15 protein-coding genes and 1 riboswitch are annotated in these 18,937 nt (G+C 48.8%); of the genes, 9 read left to right on the top strand and 6 right to left on the bottom strand.

The genetic code is table 11. From position 1 onward, the window contains the following. The first annotated feature begins 134 nt into the window (after window positions 1-134). From ST42_RS10915 to rpiB, 7 genes are all read left to right on the top strand, one after another. Window positions 135-1,817: a sodium:solute symporter gene (locus ST42_RS10915; RefSeq protein WP_022317635.1), complete on the top strand. Its 1,683-nt coding sequence runs from the start codon at window positions 135-137 to the stop codon at window positions 1,815-1,817. Between the two features lie 67 nt (window positions 1,818-1,884). Further along, window positions 1,885-2,562 carry an NUDIX hydrolase gene (locus tag ST42_RS10910; RefSeq protein WP_022317634.1) on the top strand — a complete coding sequence of 226 codons (678 nt, stop codon included), beginning with the start codon at window positions 1,885-1,887 and terminating at the stop codon, window positions 2,560-2,562. 90 nt (window positions 2,563-2,652) lie between these two features. Further along, window positions 2,653-3,345, top strand: coding sequence for an L-ribulose-5-phosphate 4-epimerase (locus ST42_RS10905; RefSeq protein WP_022317633.1), 693 nt, complete (start codon window positions 2,653-2,655; stop codon window positions 3,343-3,345). Window positions 3,346-3,439: 94 nt separating this feature from the next. Next, entirely contained in the window at window positions 3,440-4,990 is a 1,551-nt protein-coding gene (gene araA, locus ST42_RS10900; protein WP_022317632.1) for an L-arabinose isomerase, read from the top strand. Between the two features lie 304 nt (window positions 4,991-5,294). After that, on the top strand, window positions 5,295-6,893 hold the full coding sequence (locus ST42_RS10895; RefSeq protein ID WP_022317631.1) for a xylulokinase: 1,599 nt from the start codon (window positions 5,295-5,297) through the stop codon (window positions 6,891-6,893). A gap of 137 nt (window positions 6,894-7,030) precedes the next feature. Further along, window positions 7,031-9,046 (top strand): transketolase family protein, encoded by a 2,016-nt coding sequence (locus tag ST42_RS10890; protein ID WP_044073523.1) that lies wholly within the window; start codon window positions 7,031-7,033, stop codon window positions 9,044-9,046. A 223-nt stretch (window positions 9,047-9,269) separates the two neighbouring features. Then, a complete protein-coding gene (gene rpiB, locus ST42_RS10885) occupies window positions 9,270-9,710 on the top strand; it encodes a ribose 5-phosphate isomerase B (RefSeq protein ID WP_022317629.1) in 441 nt (146 codons plus the stop codon). Window positions 9,711-10,072: 362 nt separating this feature from the next. On the opposite strand, the gene ST42_RS10880 is transcribed toward rpiB, so the two are convergent. Further along, a complete protein-coding gene (locus ST42_RS10880; protein WP_044073522.1) occupies window positions 10,073-10,966 on the bottom strand; it encodes a cation diffusion facilitator family transporter in 894 nt (297 codons plus the stop codon). A 346-nt stretch (window positions 10,967-11,312) separates the two neighbouring features. Next, window positions 11,313-12,329, bottom strand: coding sequence for a UDP-glucose 4-epimerase GalE (gene galE, locus ST42_RS10875; RefSeq protein ID WP_022317627.1), 1,017 nt, complete (start codon window positions 12,327-12,329; stop codon window positions 11,313-11,315). Between the two features lie 239 nt (window positions 12,330-12,568). Here galE and ST42_RS10870 point away from each other — a divergent pair, with 239 nt between their 5' ends. Beyond that, window positions 12,569-13,309, top strand: coding sequence for a nucleotidyltransferase family protein (locus tag ST42_RS10870; RefSeq protein ID WP_022317626.1), 741 nt, complete (start codon window positions 12,569-12,571; stop codon window positions 13,307-13,309). Window positions 13,310-13,375: 66 nt separating this feature from the next. Next, complete coding sequence (guaA, locus tag ST42_RS10865; protein WP_044073521.1) at window positions 13,376-14,986, top strand: glutamine-hydrolyzing GMP synthase; 1,611 nt, start codon at window positions 13,376-13,378, stop codon at window positions 14,984-14,986. A 362-nt stretch (window positions 14,987-15,348) separates the two neighbouring features. On the opposite strand, the gene ST42_RS10860 is transcribed toward guaA, so the two are convergent. The 4 genes from ST42_RS10860 to ST42_RS10845 form a co-directional block, all read right to left on the bottom strand. Continuing rightward, on the bottom strand, window positions 15,349-16,137 hold the full coding sequence (locus ST42_RS10860) for an S-adenosylmethionine synthetase N-terminal domain-containing protein (RefSeq protein ID WP_044073520.1): 789 nt from the start codon (window positions 16,135-16,137) through the stop codon (window positions 15,349-15,351). An 11-nt stretch (window positions 16,138-16,148) separates the two neighbouring features. Then, window positions 16,149-17,204: a hypothetical protein gene (locus ST42_RS10855; RefSeq protein ID WP_052488332.1), complete on the bottom strand. Its 1,056-nt coding sequence runs from the start codon at window positions 17,202-17,204 to the stop codon at window positions 16,149-16,151. 12 nt (window positions 17,205-17,216) lie between these two features. Next, the gene (locus tag ST42_RS10850) at window positions 17,217-17,987 is read right to left on the bottom strand and encodes an NADAR family protein (protein WP_044073519.1); all 771 of its coding nucleotides are present in this window, start codon (window positions 17,985-17,987) and stop codon (window positions 17,217-17,219) included. 10 nt (window positions 17,988-17,997) lie between these two features. Next, a riboswitch (SAM-I-IV-variant riboswitch) is annotated at window positions 17,998-18,097 on the bottom strand. A gap of 603 nt (window positions 18,098-18,700) precedes the next feature. After that, the gene (locus ST42_RS10845) at window positions 18,701-18,901 is read right to left on the bottom strand and encodes a hypothetical protein (protein ID WP_022317617.1); all 201 of its coding nucleotides are present in this window, start codon (window positions 18,899-18,901) and stop codon (window positions 18,701-18,703) included. Window positions 18,902-18,937: the final 36 nt, after the last annotated feature.

The following is an 18,937-nucleotide window of genomic DNA, read 5'->3' as shown; positions in this document are numbered from 1 at the left end:
AGACGGCAAACTCTTTTGGAACTGCAACATCAAGCGTTCCAATAGCCGTTTGGAGGTTAAGACCTAAGCGGAGTGATATCCGCAACAACAATTAACAAAAAAAACAAAACTACTAACTAAATAAATAAACTAATATGGAATTATATGACTGGCTGGTAATTGGGCTGTTTTGCCTTGCCTTAATAGGAATCGTGGTATGGGTCGTGAGCAAGAAGAACAACGACTCTGCAGATTATTTTCTCGGCGGACGCGACGCCACATGGATTGCCATCGGAGCGTCGATCTTTGCGTCGAACATCGGTTCGGAGCACCTCATAGGTCTCGCCGGTGCCGGAGCATCGTCAGGAATGGCAATGGCACACTGGGAGATACAGGGATGGATGATACTTATTCTGGGATGGGTGTTCGTGCCATTCTATACCCGTTCTATGGTTTACACCATGCCTGAATTCCTGGAGAGACGATACAACAAGGAGAGTCGCACGATACTGTCGGTGATTTCGCTCATCAGCTACGTGCTCACCAAGGTTGCCGTGACGGTATATGCCGGTGGTCTCGTGTTCCAGCAGGTGTTCGGCATCAAGGAACTGTGGGGCATCGACTTCTTCTGGATCGCTGCCATCGGACTGGTGCTTATCACTGCTCTCTATACCATTTTCGGCGGTATGAAGAGCGTGCTCTATACTTCGGTGTTGCAGACTCCTATCCTTCTGCTCGGTTCCATCATCATCCTCGTGCTCGGACTGAAGGCCGTGGGCGGCTGGGACCAGGTGATGCAGATCTGTTCTGCTGAGCCTGTAAACGAATATGGCGACAAGATGACCGACCTGATGCGCGACCTGCGCGATCCGCAATATCCTTGGCTCGGAGCCCTTGTGGGCAGTGCCGTAATCGGTTTCTGGTATTGGTGTACCGACCAGTTCATCGTGCAGCGTGTGCTGTCGGGAAAGAATGAGAAGGAGGCCCGCCGCGGTACTATCTTCGGTGCATACCTGAAGTTGCTCCCTGTGTTCATCTTCCTCATCCCTGGAATGATTGCCTACGCACTTAACGTGAAGAGCGGTGGCGCATTCCTCCCCGTTGACGCCAACGGCGTGGCTATAAGCGATGCTGCCTTCCCTACCCTCGTGGCTAAACTGCTGCCGGCAGGATTCAAGGGACTCGTGGTTTGCGGTATCCTCGCAGCATTGATGAGTTCGCTGGCTTCGCTGTTCAACTCTTCGGCAATGCTCTTCACCATCGACTTCTACAAGCGTCTCCGTCCGCAGACATCAGAGAAATCTCTCGTACGCATCGGACAGATCGCCACTGTTGTAATCGTGATTCTCGGTATCCTGTGGATTCCTATCATGAGAAGTGTGGGCAACGTGTTGTACAATTACCTTCAGGACGTGCAGAGCGTTCTCGCTCCTGGCATCGCAGCGGCATTCCTTCTTGGAATATGCTGGAAGCGTGCCACTGCCAAAGGCGGTATGTGGGGACTCCTGGCTGGCATCATAATCGGTCTGACAAGACTCGGCGCAAAGGTATACTACAGTAATGTAACTGATGCGTCAGACAACTGGTTCAAGACTGTGTTCTTCGATTTCAACTGGCTGTACTTCTGCGGTGTGATGCTCATCGTGTGCTGTCTGGTTGTAGTGGTAGTGAGCCTCATGACTCCTGCGCCTACTGAAGACAAGATACGCGGACTGGTGTTCGGCACTTCCACACCTGAGCAGAGGGCTGCCACAAGGGCAAGCTGGACGAAGTGGGATGTGATCCACAGTGTTATAATCCTTGCCATCACAGTGGCATTCTACATCTACTTCTGGTAAAAAAGACGCCCCTGACAATGACACACGACATAAAGAATAACTATAAAAACCTAAATAATAATACCTAATGACTGACTTTTATAAAGAACACTCCAAGGTGTATGTGTCGGTAGACTGCATAATCTTCGGATTTGAAGCAAACAAGTTGAAACTGCTCATCGGAAACAGGAGAATGGATCCGGGCCGCGGCGAATGGTCGCTCTACGGTGGATTCGTGAAGGAGAACGAGAGTCTCGACGATGCTGCCAACCGCACGCTGAGAGATCTCACCGGTCTCGACAATCTGTATATGAAACAGGTGGGTGCCTTCGGTGCCGTAAACCGTGACCCGGGCGAAAGGGTCATCTCCGTGGCATACTGTGCACTCATCAATGTGAAAGACTACGACAACGAGCTACGCGAGAAGCACCAGCTGAAGTGGATCGATGTGGAGAAGATGCCAAGACTCTATTCCGACCACAACGAAATGGTGAGAAAAGCCATCAACCTGCTCCGCCGCCGCATTTCCACAGAGCCTCTGAGCTTCAACCTGCTCCCAGAACTCTTCACGCTGACGCAGCTGCAACACGTTTACGAGGCTATCCTCGGCGAGGAAATCGACAAGCGCAACTTCAGAAAGAAGATCAAGACAATCGACTTCATCGAGAAGACTGACAAGATCGACAAGATAACGTCGAAACGCGGTGCGGCATTGTATTGCTTCAACAAAGAGGCGTATGACGACGATCCTTATTTCAAACTCTAATGACAACAACATGGCCGGTCCTGAAAGTCTGGAGGCTTAAGGACTGAATCCGGACACAAGGACCGGCCATCAAACACATATCAAGATATTATGTTAGAAGAACTGAAAGAAAAAGTATTCCGTGCCAACCTCGACCTCGTGAAACACAATCTCGTGATTTTCACCTGGGGCAACGTCTCTGGCATCGACCGCGAGAAAGGTCTCGTGGTAATCAAGCCTTCGGGCGTGTCATACGACAACATGAAGGCGTCTGACATGGTGGTGGTTGACCTGAACACGGGCAAAGTGGTGGAAGGCGATCTTAATCCGTCTTCTGACACTCCTACTCACCTCGTGCTCTATCGTGCCTTTCCCGAAATCGGAGGTATCGTGCACACCCACTCCACTTATGCCACGGCATGGGCACAGGCAGGAAAGGACATTCCGAACATCGGAACGACACACGCCGACTATTTCCACGACTGCATACCATGCACCGGGGACATGACGGCAGACCAGATGGCTGAATACGAGAAAGAAACGGGAGTGGTTATAGTGAACCGTTTCAAAGACATCAACTACGTACATACGCCGGGCGTGCTGGTGAAAAACCACGGTCCGTTCTCATGGGGAAAGGATGCTGACGAGGCTGTATACAACTCCGTAGTGATGGAACAGGTGGCAAAGATGGCTTTCGTGGCATTCAGCGTGAACCCTGAGACCACTATGAACCCTCTGTTGATAGAGAAACATTTCAACCGCAAACACGGTCCGAACGCTTATTACGGACAAAAGAAAAAATAATCCGGAAGGATCAGAATTCCAACCGGTCATTATGAATGGTCTGATGACCGTCTGGAGATAATAACATAACTAAAGAAGAAACAACTACGAAACAATGATCAAGGCATTTGAGAATTTGGAACTCTGGTGGATTACTGGAGCACAGCTCCTCTACGGAGGCGAGACAGTAAAGATTGTTGACGGTCACTCACAGGAGATGGTCGACGGATTGAACAAGTCGGGTATCATCCCGATAAAGGTGGTTTATAAAGGAACAGCAAACTCTGACAAGGAAGTGGCATCTATCATGATGGCTGCCAACAACGAGGAGAAATGTGTGGGCGTGATAACATGGATGCACACCTTCTCGCCAGCCAAGATGTGGATACACGGACTGCAGATGCTGCACAAACCTCTGCTCCATCTGCACACACAATACAACCAGGAGATTCCTTGGGACACGATGGACATGGACTTCATGAACCTGAACCAGAGCGCCCACGGCGACCGCGAGTTCGGACATATCTGCTCACGTCTGCGCAAACCACGCAAAGTGGTTGTGGGATACTGGAAGGAGAAGAAGACACAGGAACACATCGCCGTATGGGCTCGTGTCGCCGCCGCCGTTGCCGACGCCAAAGACATGCTTATCATTCGTTTCGGAGACCAGATGAACAACGTTGCCGTGACCGACGGCGACAAGGTCAGCGCTGAGCAGGTTCTCGGTTACCACGTGGACTACTGCTGCGTGTCTGAGCTGATGGAATACTGGAAGCAGGTTGCCCCTGCCGATGTCGACGCATTGGTGGAGGAATACCACAAGCTATACAAAATCGTGCCTTGCGAGGCTGGCGAGGAAATCGGAAAGAAGAAGATATGGAATGCCGCACGCGCAGAACTTGCCATCCGTGCCTGTCTCAAGGCGAAGGGTGCAAAGGGATTCACAACAAACTTCGACGACCTCGGTTCATGGGGCGACCCTGATGCCGACGACTTCGTAGGATTCGACCAGATTCCGGGCCTCGCATCACAGCGACTCATGGCTGAGGGATATGGCTTCGGCGCCGAAGGCGACTGGAAGTCGGCTGCCCTCTACCGCACTCTCTGGTATATGACTCAGGGTATGCCTACGGGATGCTCGTTCCTCGAGGACTACACACTGAACTTCGATGGAGAGAACTCTTCACTGCTCCAGAGCCACATGCTCGAGGTTTGTCCTCTCATAGCTGTCGACGACGAGCCAGTACGCCTTGAGGTACACCACCTCGGCATCGGCATACGCAAGCAGCAGACAGCCCGCCTCGTGTTCAACTCAAAGGTTGGCGACGGCGTTACGGCAACGGTAGTCGACATGGGCAACCGCTTCAGACTCATCGTCAACGATGTACACTGCATCAAACCGAAACCACTGCCTAAGCTCCCTGTTGCCAACGCCCTGTGGATTCCACAGCCTAACTTCGAGATCGGTGCCGGTTCGTGGATTCTCGCCGGCGGCACTCACCACAGCTGCTTCTCCTACGACATCACACCGGAGTATTGGGAGGACTATGCTGAGATGCTCGACATCGAATATCTGCATATCGACAAGGACTCCACATTCGAAAGCGTAAAGAGAGACCTCCGCATCAACGAAGTGTATTACATGCTGAACAAGGCATTGAGATAATAAATCTGATTATGAATGTAGGACAGCTCGAAACATGTAGAGTTGTCCTACAATCATAATCCCCAATCGGTCATTAGGCCGTTTAATGTAATATTTTACAACTGCTTGCAGTATTTTGCTTGTTATAAGGTGTCTTTTGCTTGTTTTTAATTCGCAATAGCTCGCTATTACTCATTAAAAGCCAAACAAAATCCCCTCTTCTAAAAACTCAAAATCCAAGCAAGCCCTAATGACCGATTGGGGATAATTGGTCCATACTATTACAGCAGACAAGAACATTAACACTGATATATATAATAAGGTAATGACAAACAATCCTAAAGCTACAATACAAGAAGGCAAGGCTATTCTCGGTATCGAATTCGGTTCCACGAGAATCAAGGCAGTGCTCATCGACGAGAACAACATCCCGATAGCCCAAGGCTCTCACGAATGGGAGAACCAGCTTATCGACGGACTGTGGACTTACAGCATCGAGGCTATATGGAACGGTGTGCAGAACTGCTACGCCGACCTTCGTGCCAACGTGATATCCAAATACGACGTTGAGATAGAACAGTTGGCTGCCATCGGCGTTAGCGCCATGATGCACGGATACATGGCATTCAACGAGAAGCAGGAGATACTTGCCCCTTTCCGCACATGGAGAAACACCAACACAGCGGAAGCTGCCGCCAAGCTCTCTGAACTGTTCCACTTCAACATCCCTCTGCGATGGAGCATCTCCCACCTCTATCAGGCAATACTCAACAAAGAGGACCATGTGAACGACATCAACTTCCTCACCACCCTTGCCGGATATATCCACTGGCAGATAACGGGCAAGAGAGTGCTCGGAGTGGGCGACGCATCCGGCATGCTGCCTATCGACTCCAAGACCAAGAACTACGACGCTGAGATGATACGCAAGTTTGATGAACTCGTGTCACCTTACGGCTTCGACTGGAAGATAACCGACATCTTGCCTCAGGTGCTCTCTGCCGGAGAGGATGCCGGCACTCTTACTGCCGAAGGTGCCAAACGACTCGACATCTCCGGTCATCTGAAGCCTGGCACACCGGTGTGTCCGCCAGAGGGCGACGCCGGAACAGGAATGGTGGCCACCAATGCCGTGAGGAAACGCACGGGCAACGTGTCGGCTGGCACATCATCGTTCTCAATGATTGTATTGGAGAAGGCCCTGTCGCGTCCTTACGAGATGATCGACATGGTGACGACGCCTGACGGCAGTCCGGTGGCAATGGTACACTGCAACAACTGTACTTCTGACCTCAACGCATGGGTGAACCTCTTCAAGGAATATCAGGAACTACTGGGCATACCGGTGGACATGAACGAGGTGTTCGGCAAACTCTACAACCATGCCCTCAAGGGCGACGCCGACTGCGGCGGACTGATGGCATACAACTATATCTCGGGAGAACCCGTTACAGGACTGGCTGACGGAAGGCCTCTCTTCATGCGCTCGGCAAAGAGCAAGTTCAACCTTGCCAACTTCATGCGTGCCAACCTGTACGCTTCAGTGGGAGTGTTGAAGATAGGCAACGACATCCTTTTCAACGACGAGAAGGTGAAAGTGGACCGTATCACTGGCCACGGCGGACTCTTCAAGACCCCAGGCGTGGGACAGCGTATACTGGCTGCCGCCATCAACTCTCCGATTTCTGTAATGGAAACGGCTGGCGAAGGCGGAGCATGGGGCATCGCGCTGCTGGCCGGCTATCTGGTGAACAACAAGAGCAAAATGAACCTTGCCGACTATCTCGACAAGAAGGTGTTTGCCGGTAACACCGGAGTGGAAATCGCTCCTACGAAAGAAGATGTTGAAGGCTTCAACGAGTACATAAAAGAATACCAGAACTGCCTGCCAGTGGAGCAAGAAGCAGTGAAATTAAAAAAATAATAAAGTATTCGCCTTAGTCTTCGCCAAAAACAAAATATTTATATATCTTTGCAACAAAAGAAAAACTTTGTTTAACTAAAGGCGATTAAGGATAAAAGACATATCGTCTTTTAGAATACTACAAAACATAAATCGATATGAACGACAAGAAGATTATGAACAGAGCAGCCGACAACATCCGCATCCTGGCTGCGTCTATGGTAGAAAAAGCTAAATCGGGACATCCGGGAGGAGCCATGGGTGGAGCGGATTTCATCAATGTGCTGTTCTCTGAATTCATGGTATGGGATCCGGACAATCTCACATGGGAAGGTCGCGACCGCTTCTTCCTCGACCCAGGACACATGTCACCGATGCTCTACAGCGCTCTCGCATTGCAGGGAAAATTCACCATCGACGAACTGAAGCAGTTCCGCCAGTGGGAATCTCCTACTCCAGGACACCCTGAGCGCGACGTGAAGCGTGGTGTGGAGAACACATCCGGTCCGCTCGGACAGGGCCACACCTTTGCAGCCGGTGCTGCTGTGGCTGAGAAGTTCCTCCAGGCAAAACTCGGTTCAGAAGTCATCAAGCACAAGATTTATGCATACATCTCTGACGGTGGTGTGCAGGAGGAGATATCACAGGGTGTCGGACGCATCGCCGGCAACCTTGGACTCAACAACCTCATTATGTTCTACGACTCCAACGACATCCAGCTCTCTACTGAGTGCAACGTGGTGATGAACGAGGATACCGCTGCCAAATACAAGGCTTGGGGATGGAACGTGGTGACAATCGACGGCAACGACCCAGACGCTATACGCCAGGCTCTCACCGACGCACAGAAAGAGGAGGAGCGTCCTACTCTTATCATCGGCAAGACTATCATGGGTAAGGGCGCACTCAAGGAGGATGGCTCAAGCTATGAGCACAGCATCAAGACTCACGGTGCTCCTCTCGGCGGCGAGGCTTACGTAAACACCATCAAGAATCTCGGCGGCGACCCTGAGAACCCATTCGTTATATTCCCTGAGGTGGAGAAGCTCTATGCTGACCGCGCTGAGGAGCTTCGCAAGATCGTTGCCGAGCGTCACGCCGAGGAAGAGGCTTGGGCTAAGGCTAATCCTGAAAAGGCTGAATTGATGAAGGAATGGTTCAGCGGCAACGCTCCTAAGGTTGACTGGTCTGTAGTGTCACAGAAGGAGGGTTCTGCCACTCGTGCCGCTTCGGCAGCATGTCTCGGTGCTCTCGCTGAGCAGGTTCCTAACATGGTTTGCTCTTCAGCAGACCTGTCTAACAGCGACAAGACCGACGGTTTCCTGAAGAAGACCCACTCTATCGTTCGCGGCGACTTCAGCGGCGCATTCTTCCAGGCTGGTGTTAGCGAGCTGACAATGGCGTGCATGTGTATCGGTATGTATCTGCACGGTGGAGTGATACCGGCTTGCGGCACATTCTTCGTATTCTCTGACTATATGAAGCCTGCCGTACGTATGGCTGCGCTGATGGAGGTGCCTATCAAGTTCATCTGGACCCACGACGCATTCCGCGTCGGTGAGGACGGACCAACTCATGAGCCTGTTGAACAGGAGGCACAGATCCGCCTGATGGAGAAGCTGAAGAACCACCACGGCAAGGACAGCGTTCGCGTGTTCCGTCCTGCTGATGCCGACGAGACTACCGTTTGCTGGGCTATGGCAATGGAGAACATGGAAACTCCTACTGCTCTCATCTTCTCTCGCCAGAATGTTGCCAAACTGCCTGCCGGCAACGACTACGAGCAGGCTCGCAAGGGTGCATACGTAGTGGCTGGATCTGATGAGGACTTCGACGTTATCCTGCTTGCTGACGGTTCTGAGGTGTCTACATTGGTGGCAGGTGCTGAACTTCTGCGCAAGGACGGTGTGAAGATCCGTATTGTCAGCGTACCGAGCGAGGGTCTGTTCCGCACTCAGTCTAAGGAGTATCAGGAGAGCATCCTGCCTGCAGGAAGCAAGATTTTCGGTATGACTGCCGGTCTGCCTGTAACTCTTGAGGGCCTTGTAGGTGCCAACGGCAAGGTATTCGGTATGCCAAGCTTCGGTTTCTCTGCTCCTTACAAGGTGCTCGACGAGAAACTCGGCTACACTGCTGAGAATGTATACAAGCAGGTGAAGGAACTCTTGAAGTAAGAAAAAAAAACGGCGGTCTTGTAAGTATCTCTCCTACCTCTCCCGCCGATGGCGGCGACAGAGAACAGAGGATGACAGACAGACCGACTATAAAGGATTGAAGAAAAACAAATAGGAGTCGCGGGAGGACTTCTCTAAAAAAGGAGTCCTCCGCATCTCTAACCCTAAGCCAAGAACATTGAGCTTATAAACGCAAATAATAACCCTTAAAAAACTTACGACTATGGAAGTAAAGACAGTTGGAGTGGCATGTGACCACGCAGGTTTCCCTTTGAAGCAGTTTGTAATCCAGTATCTGGAATCTAAAGGTTATCAGTATAAGGACTTCGGTACATACAGCGACACAAGTTGTGACTATCCTGATTTCGCTCATCCTCTGGCAGAGGCAGTAGAGAGCGGCGAGTGCTATCCTGGCATCGCTATCTGCGGCAGCGGCGAGGGAATGGTGATGACACTGAACAAACATCAGGGCATCCGCGCTGGTCTTGCATGGGACAAGGAAGTGGCTGGTTTGATCCGTCAGCACAACAATGCTAACGTTCTCGTTATGCCAGGTCGCTTCATCGCCAACAAATTGGCTGAGACAATAATGGACGAATTCTTCAAGACTCCTTTTGAGGGCGGACGCCACGAAAGAAGAGTAGAGAAGATTCCAGTAAAATAAACAGTGGTTCGCAATCTGCGGACAAGCTGAAGAAAAAGACAAAGTTGTGGGTTTACCTTCATGGCAGACTCACAACTTTTTTATTTCAATAAATACTGTAAAACCGAAACGACAATTATCACTATCGTAATACGGAAATTGTATTTGCGGTCTACAAGATTAACGGCAAAAATTGGGCACGGTGCTTGCCCATCATGGGCACGCTGCTTTCTCATCATGGGCACGCTGCTTGCCCCACTTGGGCAGAATAGGCACCCGATTTATAACCCAAATCGGTCGTTAGGGCTTGCCTGGATTTTGCATTTTAGAAGAGTGGATTTTGTTTGGGTTTACATACTTCTAACGGCATAATGACCGATGGATCATTTCAGCGGCTCCACATGGATATTGATATGCGTGCGCATGCCGAAGCGGCGACGTAACTCATGTTCTATGTTCGTGGCATGCTCATGCGAAGTCGTCAGACTGATGTCGCCCGGCATTCTGAGGTGCATCTCTATGGCAATGTCGTTGCCTATATGACGGGTGCAGAGATTGTGGATGTCGCTGACACACGGTTCTCTATTGGCAATGGCAACAATCTCGTCTTCCATTTCCTTCGGCAGGCTCTTCTCGAGCAGTTCTCCAAACGAGCTGCCGATTAGTCCGAGGGCTGTCTTCACAATGAAAAGGCTCACCACAACGGCAGCTATAGGGTCGAGCACCGCCCAACTCTTTCCCAACAATATCGCTCCACCGATTCCCACAGCTGTACCTATCGAGGAGAGGGCGTCGCTGCGATGGTGCCAGGCATTTGCAACTACTGCCTGCGACCCAACTTGTTTTCCCACACGTGCCGTAAAGCGGAAGGTCCATTCTTTCAGTGCGATACTCAAGAGGGCAGCCAAAAGGGCTATCATTCCCGGCTGATGAATTTCCTCGCCACGCATCACATCCCATATCTGAAGGCATCCGTTATAGAATATGTATAGTCCCACAGCGAGCAGGGCGAGACCGATTATCGATGTGGCGAGTGTCTCATATTTGCCGTGGCCATAGTCGTGGTCTTCATCAACGGGTTTTGAACTGATGCGCACGAAGGCTATCACCACAATGTCTGTGAGGAAATCTGACAATGAATGCACGGCATCAGCAATCATGGCTGCCGAACCGCCGAGGATACCGGCAACGAACTTGAACACGAGAAGCACCACATTGCCGACACTTCCCATCAGCGTGACACGATAAATCTTTTTTTCTCTTTCTTCTATTTCCATGACATACTTAATTCTTGTTATATACAAATGCAAAGGTATAAACAATTACCTATTATTAGGTATAGTTCAAAGAAAAGTATGATTAAAAAAGATAAAAAACACGTATCAAAATCCACTCTTCTAAAAGCAAAATCCAAGCAAGCGCTAATGCCCGATTTGGGTTAAACAAAAAAAATCTCCAATTCCTCAACTCTTGACCATTACAACCGTCAATCCGGATCGTGTCGTCAAGAATTCAAGAATCAGAGAATTCAGAATATCTTTGTTTCCTCCTCAACCTGGCATCACCACCCTGCAAGAAATAAAGCCTACAGGCTAATACAGCTAAGGGAGGGAATATCAATCATCAGTCTTCGTATCCGTTAGGATTGTTCTTCTGCCAATTCCAACTGTCGCGACACATTTCCTCGATGCCATAGTGTGCCTCCCAGCCCAGCTCTGCCTTTGCCTTTGCAGGATTGCAGTAGCAGGTGGCTATGTCACCGGCACGGCGTGGCTTGATAGAATACTTTATCTTGATGCCGTTGGCCTTCTCGAAGGCTTTCACCACGTCGAGCACCGAATATCCGTGACCTGTTCCGAGGTTATATACGGCAAGTCCGCAGTTGCGCTCGATAGCCTTCAGCGCACACACATGACCGGCAGCCAGGTCGCACACATGGATATAGTCGCGCACTCCCGTTCCGTCAGGTGTGTCGTAGTCGTTGCCAAACACGCCGAGCTCTTCTCTCTTGCCCACTGCCACTTGTGTGATGTAAGGCATGAGGTTGTTTGGAATACCGTTAGGGTCTTCGCCGATTTTGCCGCTCGGATGTGCACCGATAGGATTGAAATATCTCAGCAATACCACGTTCCATTCAGGATCGGCATGGTGTACGTCTTTAAGCACTTCCTCAAGCATCCACTTTGTCTGGCCGTAAGGATTTGTGCAGTAGCCCTTCGGACACTCCTCTGTGATAGGAATCATCGCCGGGTCGCCATACACAGTGGCTGAACTTGAGAAGATGATGTTCTTGCAGCCGTGCTTGCGCATCACGTCAACGAGGACAAACGTTGCCACCATATTGTTCTCATAATACTCCAATGGCTTTGCCACCGACTCTCCGACGGATTTCAGTCCGGCATAGTGGATAACGGCGTCGAACTGGTTCTCGCCGAAGATCTTCTCCATCGCATCTCTGTCTCTCACATCGGCGTTATAGCATTTCACCTCCTTGCCGATAAGCTCTGATACTCTCTTGAGCGCCTCCGGCTTGGAGTTGAAGAAATTGTCCACCACTACTACGCTGTGACCAGCCTTGTCAAGTTCAATGATTGTGTGGGTGCCGATGAATCCGGCACCACCGCATAAAAGAATGTTCATAACTCTTTACCTATTAAAATCTTTCGAGTCAATATCTATAATATCTATCTGCAAAAGTAACGAATTTATGGCAATTACCGCCCCTTGCTCCCCTATTTCTGCTCATACATTGTTGATTTTAACATAATCCAAACATTCATTGCAACGTGGGATTCACATTATGCGTAAGAAATGTTTGCCGTTACAAAGAAAATAAGTAATTTTGCACGCATATCCATTTTTATAATTATAAAAAAGACATGATGCAGGCTATGATATTCGCCGCCGGACTCGGCACCCGACTCAAGCCGCTCACCGACCACATGCCAAAGGCTATGGTGAGCGTGGGAGGAGAACCGCTCATAAGGCACGTCATAGAGAAGCTGAAGGCAAGCGATGCGGAGCGCATCGTAGTGAACGTACACCACTTTGCCGAACAGATAACAGACTACCTAAAAGACAATAACAACTTCGGTGTTGACATCCGCATATCCGACGAATCGCAGAAGCTGCTCGACACGGGAGGCGGAATAAAGAAGGCTGCGCCACTCTTCCTCGGCGACAGGCCGATACTGATACACAATGTGGACATACTGAGCAACGTAGACCTGCAACGTTTTTATGCCGAAGCTGACCATGAGAGCGGTGTCGATGCACTGCTGCTCGTGAGCGAGAGAAAGACGAAACGCTATCTGCTCTTCAACGACGACATGAGGCTCGTGGGATGGACCAACATTGAGACGGGAGAGGTGAAATCACCTCATGAAGGTCTCGATCCGGACAAATGCCACAAATACGCCTTCGCCGGCATACATGCATTTTCACCAAGGCTGTTCCCGCTGTTCAACGGGTTCGGCGACAAATTCGGCATCATTGACTTCTATCTCAAAGCATGTGCCGACCACAATATCCGGGGATATCTGAAAAAGGACCTCCGCCTGCTCGATGTAGGGAAGCTCGACACGCTGAAGGAGGCTGAGGATTTCATCTCCGGGTTATAAATGGATTTTAATGGATATAAAGTGACTCAGATACAAGAAACAATATCATCTAAACTATATAAGTAAATGCAACAGAAGATCATTATTTTAGACTTCGGCTCACAGACCACGCAGCTCATCGGACGCCGCGTGCGCGAGCTCGACACCTTCTGCGAGATTATGCCTTACAACAAGTTTCCGAAAGACGACGAGAGCGTCATTGGAGTGATACTCAGCGGAAGCCCCTACTCTGTTCACGACAAGGAGGCGTTTAAGGTTGACCTCAGCCAATTCATCGGCAGAATACCCGTTCTGGGCATCTGCTATGGAGCGCAATACATCTCCTATTCCAACGGTGGAAAGGTGGAGGCTGCCGACTCTCGCGAGTACGGAAGGGCATGTCTGGAGCAGTTCGACAAGGAGGACCCTCTATTCAAAGGCTTCGTGGACAAATCGCAGGTGTGGATGAGCCACGGCGACACGATAACGGCGATACCGGAGGACTACAAGTGTATCGCGTCGACTGCAAACGTGAAGTTTGCTGCCTACGCTTCTACAAAGCAGCCGGTATGGGCGGTGCAGTTCCATCCAGAGGTGTTCCACTCGCTGCAGGGCACTCAGTTGCTGAAGAACTTCGTGGTTGACATCTGCGGAAGCCGCCAGGACTGGAGCGCAGACTCCTTTGTGGAGACTACGGTGAAGGAACTGAAGGAGCAGCTGGGCGACGACAAGGTGATTCTCGGACTCTCCGGCGGCGTGGACTCAAGCGTTGCCGCTGTATTGCTCAACAAGGCAATAGGCAAGAACCTCACCTGTATCTTCGTAGACCATGGTATGCTGCGCAAGAACGAGTTCCGCGACGTGATGGAGGACTACAAGTGCTTGGGTCTGAACGTTATCGGTGTGGACGCGAGCGAGAAATTCTTCGCCGACCTGGCAGGAGTGACAGATCCTGAAAAGAAGCGCAAGATTATCGGAAGGGACTTCGTAGAGGTGTTCAACGCCGAGGCGAAGAAGCAGACGGGAGCAAAATGGCTGGCTCAGGGCACTATATACCCTGACCGCATCGAAAGCCTCAACATCACTGGCAAGGTGATAAAGAGCCACCACAACGTGGGCGGACTGCCAAAGGAGATGAACCTGCAACTCTGCGAACCGCTGAAATGGCTGTTCAAAGACGAGGTGCGTCGCGTGGGTCGTTCGATGGCAATGCCTGAGCATCTCATCACACGCCATCCGTTCCCGGGTCCGGGACTGGCAGTGCGTATCCTCGGCGACATCACTCCTGAGAAGGTTCGCATCCTACAGGATGCCGACGATATCTATATCCGCGGTCTGCGCGACTACAAGGTGCGTCTCTCCGGAGAGGATGCGCGTCGCGTATTGGCTGCCGGCGTTCCTGCCGACATGCAGAACGGCGAGATTGAGGTGTCTCTCTACGACCAGATATGGCAGGCGGGCACGGTGCTCCTCTCCACAGTACGTTCTGTGGGTGTGATGGGCGACGAGCGCACTTACGAGCATCCTGTTGCTCTGCGCGCCGTGACTTCTACCGATGCCATGACTGCTGACTGGGCTCATCTGCCATACGATTTCATGGCCAAGGTGAGCAACGAGATAATAAACAAGGTACGTGGAGTAAACCGCGTATGCTACGACATCTCCTCAAAGCCACCAGCAACTATCGAGTGGGAATAGTCGGAATACCGATGAACAGCCACTCAAATAAAGATGAATTAATTTAAACTCAATAAGTTAGGGGATTCGTTGACGTAATAGCTTGATTGTCAACAAATCCCCTTTCTTGTACATTTTATCCAAAACCGTCCCCGATTTCGTCCCTGCTTATCCCCGATAGGATAGCTATCCGATAGAGTTGAAATCCAATAGCTTGGCAATCTGTTCGGGGGTTGCCTTTACATATTTGTAGAACGTGCGTTCATTGGTATGACCTGTCAGCTGCATAATGGTATACATTTCACAAATGCCTTCCAAATGAATTTCTTTCCGTTGAGGGATGGAGTTATGTCTATATCAAATTTGTACATGTCACTTGCTTATTAGAACAATCCCCACTCGGCAAATTTCTCGAATCCGCCAATTCTCGTGATGTAGTTACGAGCGATTTCCACTATTTCACGATAAGGTTTACCATCTATCTCTGTGTCACCGATGGCACAAAACAACTCCACAGGCTTGCCTGTTTTTTGAGCTTTCAAGAAAGCGTAGATATTGACGGAAACATCTGCCTTGGAAAGGTCCTTTCCCATTAAACCGCCACCCGAAACTGATTGCGCCATATCACTGCCCAACTTTCTGTTTGTTGCACCCGAATCGACATCTGTTCCGCCACTCCAATCTCCAAGAGGATTGATAACAGCATTTGGATAGAGCTTCTTTAAGTCCTCAGTCTTGGCGTTACTTTGACAGATAATCAACTTACCATTGCCTAATACATACTTACCATCTGAAGGATAACGCTCATAGATGTCATGGGCTATTTTGCTGAGGGTACGCTCCTCCTCTGTGAGTGGAACGCCTCGGAAAATACCATTGTCGCCACAGCGGATTCCTCCGTCTTGGTTGCTTGCAAGTATTGGGTCTTGAGCTACCATTACGAGAGATACTTTCAAGTCTCTACGCTTAGTAATACGGCTAACAATATCCTCAGCCTCAGCGTTAGAAATGTTCACACTACTCTCAATAATGAGATTTGCAACACCATGTCCGAGCAGTACTTCAACTGCTATTTTCGGATTCTCTTCTTTCTTGTACGCAAGGTCTACAATAGCTCCTGCGATGCGGTCTGCCACTTTATCCGGATGGCTTGGATTTACTTTTTCAATCATTGTTCTTACTTTTAAATGTTATTCTTTTTGTTCATGTAACTTTCTATCGCATCGTAACTTATACCCTCTGAGAGGTATTTGTTAACTAACTCATACTTTTGGGTGCTTACCCTAAACTCCAACTCTCTTATTTGCTTATTCAGCGGCGTTAACGTGTGCTGATAAGCGATGTTATCCATACGACCGCTTTTCAGTTCTGCCTTCAATGTTCGCTTACGCATCTTGATAGAGTTGATTTGAGCCTCACACTCCTCTCTGAAGGATTGAAAAGTTGAAAAAGCCTCACTAATCTCAGCATCCTTGTACTTCATATAAGTATCTTTATACATAGAGTACCATTTATCGGATTCTTTGGTTAGTCGCTCTACTTTCTTTTTCAATTCGTTTATCTCAGCCTGCATAAAGCGTTCCTTAATTACAGATGAATAGTCCCAACTTTCATCATCCTCAGCGTGCAGGATGTCAAGTACCTGTTCAAGTGTGTAGGCTTGATAGATATGCTTTGCCTCATCATAACGTGTATTGATAGCAGTGAATGGTCGCCAATGGCTTATAAATGAAGAAACTTGTACCGGTTCTGTCCTGCCATCCTCGTAAACCTCGGCACAGTGGTTCGCACCGCTTAACGGACTGCCTGCCAAGTGAAATACAAGGCTTCTTCGGTTCTCTTTATCTACTCGTAAAGCCATAGAACATTCATTCCACCATTCCAAGTATATGCCCAATGTTGGAGCATTGAATCCCGAAGTACCTGTGTAGGCGAGTCCGTTTTGTACAGCTACAGGAGCAAGAAACATTCTACTGTCACGCATGATGCGCTCTTGATGCGCCAAAAGGTAGAAAGCGTTATCCGTGAAGAGCTTCTTCTGTCGTTCAAATTCTTCTGATGTTCGTGGTTGTGGCTTACAAGGCTTGTTGCCTAAACTCAAATATGTACCTGTTGCATCCAATTTTATTTTATCGGCTATAAAGTCGCCTTGATGTGATTCTTTTGGGATACACTCAAGTACAGCACCATTCATTAATGTGATGCTGTTCTTTGGTTGTTCTGTGTTACTATGTGTCATGTTCTAATCTATTTAATGTATGAATGAAATACGTTTGCCTAAAATGTGAATATCTTTCGCCTCCAAGAGGTTGTAGTCTATTGGTGGTTCTACGCCTTGTATAAGACAATCACGGCAAATCATGAGAATCTTGCCTAAGTTATTCTGACCGACAAACGTTCCAATGCCATTGACTTTGCAAGTCTCACTATTAACTATACGCTTCAATGCAGCCTTGCTAATCTTTGGATTGTCCGACTTAGCCTGTCTTGTAACTTTCTTTTTAAGCTCAGCTCTTCTTATAGCCAACTCTGTATTGGTGCATCCCCAAACTTCTCTGGTGTCACCATGTTGCTTGGTAGTGTCCTCTATGATGATAGCGTCATGTGGTAGCTTTAAGAGTAAATTTGCAAAGTCGGCATTACCCTTACACTTCTGCCATACAACGTAGAGCATCCATTGTATGCGGAAATCGGCAAAATCTTGGCGGATGAGGTTACTGTTTCTTTTCTTGATAAAACGTTTAGCTGCAAAGCCACTTGTCTGACGTTGCATATCCTCTTGTACCAACAGATGCTTTTCTGATGAGTCCGAAAACTCACCACATAGATAAAGCGTCTCACTATCATGCCAAGTTACACCTCCGAATGAAAATGGATAGCCACCTGCCATGTTAGAAAGACGCACGTTAATGCCATTCACCATGTCCGAAGCCTTGGCGAATGACAAACAATTAAAGTGCGAAGCGTTGATGTGCTCCACACGACCTAAGATGATTTCAAAAGTTTCTGTTTCTTGTGACATAACTTTTAATTTAATGATTATTACTAAATCCTTAAACCCGTATCATTTTTACCACCGTGGCTATGTCTGCTCGGTTGGTTCAGCACTTAAGCTGTCTCTTGATACTTATTCAAAAAGTAAAAGAACTACTCCCCATTTTGGAAAGTAAATGCAAAATTACGGTCTTTTTCTGAGAAAAACGAAAATATGACGTTAAAGATATTAAAAACAATTGCTCGTTTGACTAAATGGTGTTTGTCTTCACACAAACAAAATGTGAAGCTTGAATATGGGCAAAGAATAAATACCAACTACAAAGAGACTTGTCTCGCAGCCACACGACTGCCGACAAGTCTCTTTTGTTTTCCATCATGATCTTAAGACCTTTTCCAAGAGGAGAAATAAATTACTCCTACTATTGACTTCAGCCCCCACCTAACCTCCCCCGAAGTGGAGGGACAGATACTATTGACTGTATGATTGTCAAAGGATTATCCATAATCGGAGTAACCAGTTCCTTCCCTTGGGGAAGGTTAGGATGGGTTGTCCTACGGAGGAGAAAGAGAGGGGGCTGAAGTCGATCTGGTATTCAGATTATAACTGTATATCACGTTCCATAACCTACTACGCAAAAAATAATCGAAACCCCAAGTTCTTCACAGAGCCTGGGGTTTCTTGTCAAACAACGCATTTCTGAAAAACTGTTCTGAAATGCGCAAGCAAGTCAATCACTCTCACCATGAAGGTGAATCTTTCTGATAGCCTGCCCAATTGGAATTGGCAGACTCATCATATTCATTAGCATCGTCATCCCACAGTCCTTTCTTGTGAGATTTACTGTCCGCCCAGTTGTCGTGAGAACCAGCGAGCATCCTACCATAGGTCTGGACATTCACGACTCCTGTTGCCGGCTTGATATATTTATTCTTTTTCATAATTCATTCATTTTAAGTCGTTAATATTCAGTCAGT

Origin of the sequence: Prevotella pectinovora, from assembly GCF_000834015.1 — a bacterium.
In the GTDB taxonomy this organism is placed as follows: Bacteria; Bacteroidota; Bacteroidia; order Bacteroidales; family Bacteroidaceae; genus Prevotella; species Prevotella pectinovora.
The sequence above is the reverse complement of the archived record's forward strand: the minus strand, read 5'-3'. Positions and strand labels throughout refer to the sequence as shown.

What these genes read in the sequence shown, in the direction of transcription:
- rpiB (WP_022317629.1), top strand. Translation starts at nt 9,270, where the DNA reads ATGGAAGTAAAGACAGTTGGAGTGGCATGTGACCACGCAGGTTTCCCT.
- galE (WP_022317627.1), bottom strand. Translation starts at nt 12,329, where the DNA reads ATGAACATTCTTTTATGCGGTGGTGCCGGATTCATCGGCACCCACACA.
- ST42_RS10850 (WP_044073519.1), bottom strand. Translation starts at nt 17,987, where the DNA reads ATGTCACAAGAAACAGAAACTTTTGAAATCATCTTAGGTCGTGTGGAG.
- ST42_RS10860 (WP_044073520.1), bottom strand. Translation starts at nt 16,137, where the DNA reads ATGATTGAAAAAGTAAATCCAAGCCATCCGGATAAAGTGGCAGACCGC.
- ST42_RS10890 (WP_044073523.1), top strand. Translation starts at nt 7,031, where the DNA reads ATGAACGACAAGAAGATTATGAACAGAGCAGCCGACAACATCCGCATC.
- ST42_RS10870 (WP_022317626.1), top strand. Translation starts at nt 12,569, where the DNA reads ATGATGCAGGCTATGATATTCGCCGCCGGACTCGGCACCCGACTCAAG.
- ST42_RS10845 (WP_022317617.1), bottom strand. Translation starts at nt 18,901, where the DNA reads ATGAAAAAGAATAAATATATCAAGCCGGCAACAGGAGTCGTGAATGTC.
- araA (WP_022317632.1), top strand. Translation starts at nt 3,440, where the DNA reads ATGATCAAGGCATTTGAGAATTTGGAACTCTGGTGGATTACTGGAGCA.
- ST42_RS10880 (WP_044073522.1), bottom strand. Translation starts at nt 10,966, where the DNA reads ATGGAAATAGAAGAAAGAGAAAAAAAGATTTATCGTGTCACGCTGATG.
- ST42_RS10915 (WP_022317635.1), top strand. Translation starts at nt 135, where the DNA reads ATGGAATTATATGACTGGCTGGTAATTGGGCTGTTTTGCCTTGCCTTA.
- ST42_RS10905 (WP_022317633.1), top strand. Translation starts at nt 2,653, where the DNA reads ATGTTAGAAGAACTGAAAGAAAAAGTATTCCGTGCCAACCTCGACCTC.
- ST42_RS10855 (WP_052488332.1), bottom strand. Translation starts at nt 17,204, where the DNA reads ATGACACATAGTAACACAGAACAACCAAAGAACAGCATCACATTAATG.
- guaA (WP_044073521.1), top strand. Translation starts at nt 13,376, where the DNA reads ATGCAACAGAAGATCATTATTTTAGACTTCGGCTCACAGACCACGCAG.
- ST42_RS10910 (WP_022317634.1), top strand. Translation starts at nt 1,885, where the DNA reads ATGACTGACTTTTATAAAGAACACTCCAAGGTGTATGTGTCGGTAGAC.
- ST42_RS10895 (WP_022317631.1), top strand. Translation starts at nt 5,295, where the DNA reads ATGACAAACAATCCTAAAGCTACAATACAAGAAGGCAAGGCTATTCTC.